Consider the following 6,000-nt stretch of genomic DNA (forward strand, 5'->3'; position numbering starts at 1 on the left):
CGAGTGTGAACGAAGTCGTACTCGGCAAGCTCATTCTTCGCTAGCCAGTTCTGCCGCTCCCAGTTGTTGCATCGCCTCGAAAGCCAAATGCTCCCGCCGTTTCGCCCCAAAATACCAAGCCAACGAGTGCAGGCTTATGGTGAGGCAAATTACAAAAACCAAACCAGCACCTAGCAAGGTCGCTTCAGGTCGCTCGACCCAACCGACAAATAACAGACGCAACCATTGCTCCTGGCACCAGCAAACACAGAGCTAGAAACAGTCCGAACGAACCACCGAAAACACCAGTTATTTCGGTAAGAACAGCCCATTTACCGGCCCAATAGTCATGGCTCTCGTTGCCATCATCCAAGTCCGATGGAACCTCCTATCAACCGCATAGCATACCTCACTTTTCATTAGGTTCTGCCAGAGAATAACCGAAACGGATACAACTGTTAACGCGCGCCTATGGTTTGGTCTGTCCAAGCCGGGGGATGTCATGCGACCAATGGATCATGACCAGAATCAATATCGAGCAACTCAGGACATTTCTGGCGGTCGTGCGTCTGGGCGGGGTCCGCCGGGCGGCGTCAGGGCTCAACCTGACCCAGCCCGCCGTCACCGCGCGGATCAAGAACCTTGAGGATTCACTTGCCTGTGAACTGTTCGAACGGCGCTCGGGGGGGATGCGGCTGACCAAGCGCGGCGAGCTGCTTCTGGCCCATGCAGAGAAGTTCGAACATCTCACCGAACTGGTGGAACGCGATGTGGTCGACCCGCAAGGGATCGATGGCCGTTTGCGGTTGGGCGTGTCCGAAACCATCGCCCAGTGCTGGCTACCCGAACTGATTTCAAGGCTGCACGGGCTTTACCCTAGGCTGGATATCGAATTCAACGTGGATATCTCGCTGAACCTGCGGGCCGGGCTTCTCAATCGCGAGATCGATCTGGCCATCCTCCTCGGCCCTGTGTCCGAGTATTTCGTCAACAATATCGAACTTCCCGGCTTTGATCTGGCCTGGTATGCGGCGGCCAATACCGAACCCGGCCTGACCGAAGACAAGTACCTGTCCCGCCCCGTCCTGACCTATGCCCGCAATACCCGGCCCTATCGCGAACTCAAGGAGATGCTGTTCGAACGGGTTGGCCCGGATGTGTCGATGTTCCCCTCTTCTTCGCTATCCGCCTGTTTCCGGCTGGTCGAGGCCGATCTGGGCGTTGCCGTCCTGCCGCGCGCCCTGGGTCAGGAATTCGTCGACACCGGGCGCATCCGGGAATTCGATCCAGGCTGGGTGCCGTCGCCGCTGCGGTTTACCGCCTCGTATCTGGGCGAACCCAGAAGTCATCTGATTGAAACGGCGGCAAAACTGGCGCTGGAAGTTGCCACCGAATACCAGCGTGATAGAAATTCTTAATCGATATCGAGAAAAAGTTTCGATTTGAGTTTATAGAGCTAACCGGCGACCCTCGCTTCATCTCGAAGGAGGGGCCCGCGTGAGCGAAACATACCAGAAGCTGAAAAACAGCACATTGGACGAACAGCGCGCCGCGATCCGGTCCGGCGCTTACCGGTCCCACACGGCGGGGCTGGGCAAGGGCCACTTGCAAGCCAACCTGGCAATCATGCCTGAGGCCTATGCGCTTGACTTCATGCGGTTCTGTCAACGCAACCCCAAGCCCTGCCCGTTGACCGGAGTTTCCGACACCGGCAACCCGATGATGTTCACCCTGGGCCGCGACATCGACATTCGAACCGACGTTCCGGCCTATAACATCTACCGCGACGGAAAGCTTGCAGGCTCTGCCAACGACATATCCGACATCTGGCGGGACGATCTGGTGGTGTTTGCTCTGGGGTGTTCGTTCACCTTCGAACATGCGTTGATGCGGGCCGGGATACCTGTCTGGCATATCGACAACGACAAGACGGTGCCGATGTTTCGCTCGAATGTCGACACGGTGCCGGCAGGTCCCTTTTCCGGCAAGATGGTAGTGTCGATGCGCGCCATCCCCGAAAGCCGCGTCAGCGAAGCCATTGAGATTTCGCGCCGCTTTCCGCTGGCCCATGGCGCACCGGTCTATTGGGGCGACCCGGCTGGTCTCGGCATCGCCGACCTGTCCGCCCCGGACTGGGGCGACCCTTCGCCCATCGGCCCCGGCGAGGTGCCGGTATTCTGGGCCTGCGGCGTGACCCCGCAGGTCGCGATCGAGGCCGCCAGACTGCCGCTCTGCATTACCCACAAGCCGGGACACATGCTGATCACCGACGTGGCCGAGGACGCCGAAGCCCCGGTCCTTTCAGTCACCAATGACAAGACATAACGTCCAACGAGGAGAACGAAGATGAAGCGTATCACCACCATTCTGGCCGCCACGACGGCGCTGGCCGTGCCCGCCATGGCCGAGGATCTTTCCGTCGTCGGCAGCTGGTCCAGCCTGCCGCTGCACAAGCAATACGAAGCCCCGTTCTGGGGCGAGGCCCTGCCCGCCGCCTCGGGCGGCAAGATCAATGTCAATCTGACCACCCACAACCAGATGAATCTTGGCGTCGGCGACGTTTTCCGCCTGCTGGGTGACGGCGTCTATGACGTGGCGATGACGGTGGCCGACTATGCCGTTGCCGATGCGCCCGAGCTCGAAGGGCTGGATGTGCCATTGCTGGCGCTGACCGCGGACGAGGCCCGCGCCATGGTCGATGCGGCCCGGCCGATGGTGACCGACATTTTCCACGACCGGTTCAATTCGCATGTTCTGGCCATCGCCCCCTATCCGCCGCAAGTGGTGTTCTGCAATGCCGAGATCGCCGGGCTGGACGATCTGAAGGGGCTCAAGGTCCGTGCCTCGGGCCGGATGACCGCCAAGTTCCTCGAAGCGCTGGGCGCCGAGGGCGTCAATGTCAGCTTTGGCGAAGTACCCGGTGCATTGCAGAAGGGCACCGTGGACTGCGCCGTGACCGGCGCCGGCTCGGGCTATTCGGCGGGCTGGTGGGAGGTCTCGACCCATCTGCTGCCGATCCCGCTGGGTGGCTGGGACAGCGTCGTGACCGCGATGAACCTGGACAAGTGGAACAGCCTCGACGCCGACACCCAGGCGCTGATCGCGTCCAAGGTCGCGTCGGATTTCGAGGCCCCGGCCTGGGCCAGCGCGCAGGGTGCGCTGGTCAATGACATCGCCTGCCTGACCGGCAATGGCGACTGCCCCGCCGGCGACGCGCGCGGCATGAAACTGGTCGAGGTCTCGGATGCCGATTTCGCCCGCGCCCGCGAAGTGTTGGTGGGAGAGGTTCTGCCTGACTGGGCCGGGCGCGCCGGTGGCGACTGGGCCGAACGCTGGAACGCGTCGGTTGGCGCGACCGTCGGTGTGACCATCGGGAACTGATCGGCACCGCCAGGGAGGAGCAGATGGAAGAGATCGTGCTGGAGAAACTGCGCAGCTGGAATCGCCGTATAGCGATCTTGACCGGATGTGTCCTGATGGCCTGTGCCGGTGTCGTCCTTCTCGACGTCCTGCTCAGGCGCCTGGGCTCCTCCTTCGGCGGCACCGATGAAATCTCGGGCTATGTGATGGCCATTGCCACCTCTTGGGGAATGGCCTTCACGCTTCTCGAACTTGGTCACGTCCGCATCGACCTTCTGCGCGGGCGTACGGGACAGATCGGCCGGTCGCTGTTCGACCTGTTCGCGATGATCATGATGGCGGGCACCGTCACCCTGATCGCGGTCAAATGCTGGCCGGTGCTTGCCCGGTCCCTGGCCAATTCCTCGCGTGCGAACACGCCGCTGGAAACCCCGCTGGCACTGGTGCAGGTGCCATGGTTCGCCGGCTGGGTCTGGTTTGCCATCGTTGCCTGGGCGACGCTTGCGGCGGCTCTGCTGCTCGTGCTGAAAGGCAGGTTCGAAGCCTCGGAGGCAGCCATCGGCTGTTTCGGCGAGGAGGCGGCGTTGAAATGATCGGCTATGTGACAATCGGCCTGCTAGGCCTGCTCGCCCTGTCGATCCCGGTCGGCATCGTGCTCTTTCTTCTCGGTTTCGGGGTCGATGCGTTCTTTAGCCCGTTTCCCCTGATCCGCGGCTTGGGCAACCTGGTCTGGTCGACCTCGAACAACGCGACCCTGATCGCGATCCCCTTCTTCGTGCTGCTGGGCGAAATCCTGGTCCGGTCGGGGATCGCAACACGCACCTATGCCGCGCTCGACCGCTGGGTCAGCTGGCTGCCCGGCGGATTGGTGCACGCCAATGTCGCCACCGCCACGATGTTCTCGGCCACCTCCGGGTCGTCGGTTGCCACCGCCGCCACGGTCGCCACGGTCGCGATGCCCCAGGCCGAGAAACTGGGCTATGACCCCAAGCTCTTTTCGGGCGCAATTGCGGCCGGCGGCACGCTCGGGATCATGATCCCGCCCTCGATCAACCTGATCGTCTACGGGTTCCTGACCCAGACCTCGATACCGCGCCTGTTCCTGGCGGGCCTCGTTCCCGGTCTGGCGCTGGCGCTGGGTTTCATGGCGATCACCGTGATCATCTGCCTGATCCGCCCCTCGCTGGGCGGCACCCGCCGGGTGTTTCCGCTGGGGGATATGCTGCGGGCCCTGCTGCAACTGCTGCCCATCGTGCTGCTGTTCACCATCATCATCGGAACCATCTACAAGGGCTGGGCAACCCCGACAGAGGCCGCCGCGGTTGGCGTTGCCGGTGCGGTGACAATCGCCGCGTTCTTCGGAAACGTGTCCAGGGCGATCTTCGTCGAAGCCATCCTTGGCACCGTCAAGATAACCTCGATGATCATGCTGGTCGTCATTGGCGCCTCGTTCCTCAATTTCACACTGGCCTCGGCCGGGCTCGGGCGCGAGCTGGAGACCTTCCTCGACGGGCTGGGCCTGTCGCCCCTGGGCACGATCCTGGTGGTGGTGCTGATCTATATCGTGCTGGGCTTCTTCATCGAGACACTGTCGCTGATGGTGGTGACGATCCCGATCATCGTACCGCTCGTGGTGGCGCAAGGGTACGACCCGATCTGGTTCGGCATCCTGATGATCGTGCTGATCGAGATGGCGCTGATCACACCGCCGGTCGGCCTGAACCTCTATGTGGTTCAGGGGGCCCGGAAGTCGGGCAAAATGAGCGAGGTCATGCTGGGGACGATCCCCTACGTGATCGCCATGCTGATCATGGTGGCGCTGCTGATTGCCTTTCCCGCAATCGCGCTGTTCCTGCCATCTGTGCTTGGGGGGTAAAGCCTGATGCGGTTTGTTGCGGAAGGACGCGAGATCGAGGCAAGGATCGAGCATCTCGTCGTCGCCGGATGGACCGGACGCGACATCGGCGCGGTCCGGCATCATATCGAAGAGCTGGCGGCGCTCGGTGTCGCGCCGCCATCGCAGGTGCCTCTTTTCTACCGGGTGTCTCAGTCGCTGCTGGTGCAGGCCCCCAGGATCGAGGTACTGGGGCCCGACACCTCGGGCGAGGTCGAGCCGTTGCTGGTCAATCTCGATGGCACGCTCTGGCTCGGGCTTGGATCGGACCACACGGACCGCCAGCTTGAAACCGTCTCGGTGGCAGCCTCGAAACAGGCCTGCCCGAAGCCGGTCTCGCCGATGCTCTGGCGGTTCGACACGGTCGCGCCTCATCTGGATCGGCTGATCCTGAGTTGTGAAATCCGTGAAAACGGTGAGTGGACGCTCTATCAGGAGGGGACGCTGGCCATGATCCGCCCGCTTGGCGATCTGGTCGCGCAATCGGGGCTCGACACTGGCGGCGCCATGCTCTGCGGCACGCTTGGCGCCATTGGCGGGGTGCGACCCGCTTCGGACTATCGCATGCAACTGCGCGACCCGGTTCTCGAACGCAGCCTGTATCTGGAATACCGGGCCTCTGCCCTGCCAGTGGTGGCCTGATAACAGAGGTGGTTCGGTTTGTTTGAACAGGTTTCGGGCGTTCTGTAGGTGTTTTTCCGCCTGGGTTACGCCGCTGCCGCATCAGGTATTGGCTTGTTGAAGTAGGCCTGATCGGGGGTTCTCCC

At 62.2% G+C, this 6,000-nt stretch carries 7 protein-coding genes; 6 read left to right on the forward strand and 1 reads right to left on the reverse strand.

Annotation, left to right across the window (positions count from 1 at the left end; translation table 11 throughout):
- Nucleotides 1-30: 30 nt before the first annotated feature.
- Nucleotides 31-222 carry a hypothetical protein gene (locus MB818_RS13500; RefSeq protein WP_234137562.1) on the reverse strand — a complete coding sequence of 64 codons (192 nt, stop codon included), beginning with the start codon at nucleotides 220-222 and terminating at the stop codon, nucleotides 31-33.
- A gap of 275 nt (nucleotides 223-497) precedes the next feature.
- On the opposite strand from MB818_RS13500, the gene MB818_RS13505 reads away from it, so the two are divergent.
- The 6 genes from MB818_RS13505 to MB818_RS13530 all read left to right on the forward strand — a co-directional run bounded on the left by MB818_RS13505 (nucleotide 498) and on the right by MB818_RS13530 (nucleotide 5,875).
- Nucleotides 498-1,397: a LysR family transcriptional regulator gene (locus MB818_RS13505; RefSeq protein ID WP_234167104.1), complete on the forward strand. Its 900-nt coding sequence runs from the start codon at nucleotides 498-500 to the stop codon at nucleotides 1,395-1,397.
- Between the two features lie 79 nt (nucleotides 1,398-1,476).
- Complete coding sequence (locus tag MB818_RS13510) at nucleotides 1,477-2,304, forward strand: putative hydro-lyase (RefSeq protein ID WP_234217073.1); 828 nt, start codon at nucleotides 1,477-1,479, stop codon at nucleotides 2,302-2,304.
- Between the two features lie 21 nt (nucleotides 2,305-2,325).
- Nucleotides 2,326-3,360 (forward strand): TRAP transporter substrate-binding protein, encoded by a 1,035-nt coding sequence (locus MB818_RS13515; protein WP_234137559.1) that lies wholly within the window; start codon nucleotides 2,326-2,328, stop codon nucleotides 3,358-3,360.
- Between the two features lie 23 nt (nucleotides 3,361-3,383).
- Nucleotides 3,384-3,932: a TRAP transporter small permease subunit gene (locus MB818_RS13520; RefSeq protein ID WP_234137558.1), complete on the forward strand. Its 549-nt coding sequence runs from the start codon at nucleotides 3,384-3,386 to the stop codon at nucleotides 3,930-3,932.
- A complete protein-coding gene (locus tag MB818_RS13525) occupies nucleotides 3,929-5,215 on the forward strand; it encodes a TRAP transporter large permease (protein ID WP_234137557.1) in 1,287 nt (428 codons plus the stop codon). The genes MB818_RS13520 and MB818_RS13525 overlap by 4 nt, the downstream gene beginning before the upstream one ends.
- A 6-nt stretch (nucleotides 5,216-5,221) precedes the next feature.
- Nucleotides 5,222-5,875, forward strand: coding sequence for a DUF2848 domain-containing protein (locus MB818_RS13530; protein ID WP_234137556.1), 654 nt, complete (start codon nucleotides 5,222-5,224; stop codon nucleotides 5,873-5,875).
- Nucleotides 5,876-6,000: the final 125 nt, after the last annotated feature.

It is taken from the genome of Ruegeria alba (assembly GCF_022321465.1).
In the GTDB taxonomy this organism is placed as follows: domain Bacteria; phylum Pseudomonadota; class Alphaproteobacteria; order Rhodobacterales; family Rhodobacteraceae; genus Ruegeria_B; species Ruegeria_B alba.

Coding starts and splice junctions, on each gene's coding strand:
- MB818_RS13505 (WP_234167104.1), top strand. CDS start 498: ATGACCAGAATCAATATCGAGCAACTCAGGACATTTCTGGCGGTCGTG.
- MB818_RS13515 (WP_234137559.1), top strand. CDS start 2,326: ATGAAGCGTATCACCACCATTCTGGCCGCCACGACGGCGCTGGCCGTG.
- MB818_RS13520 (WP_234137558.1), top strand. CDS start 3,384: ATGGAAGAGATCGTGCTGGAGAAACTGCGCAGCTGGAATCGCCGTATA.
- MB818_RS13525 (WP_234137557.1), top strand. CDS start 3,929: ATGATCGGCTATGTGACAATCGGCCTGCTAGGCCTGCTCGCCCTGTCG.
- MB818_RS13530 (WP_234137556.1), top strand. CDS start 5,222: ATGCGGTTTGTTGCGGAAGGACGCGAGATCGAGGCAAGGATCGAGCAT.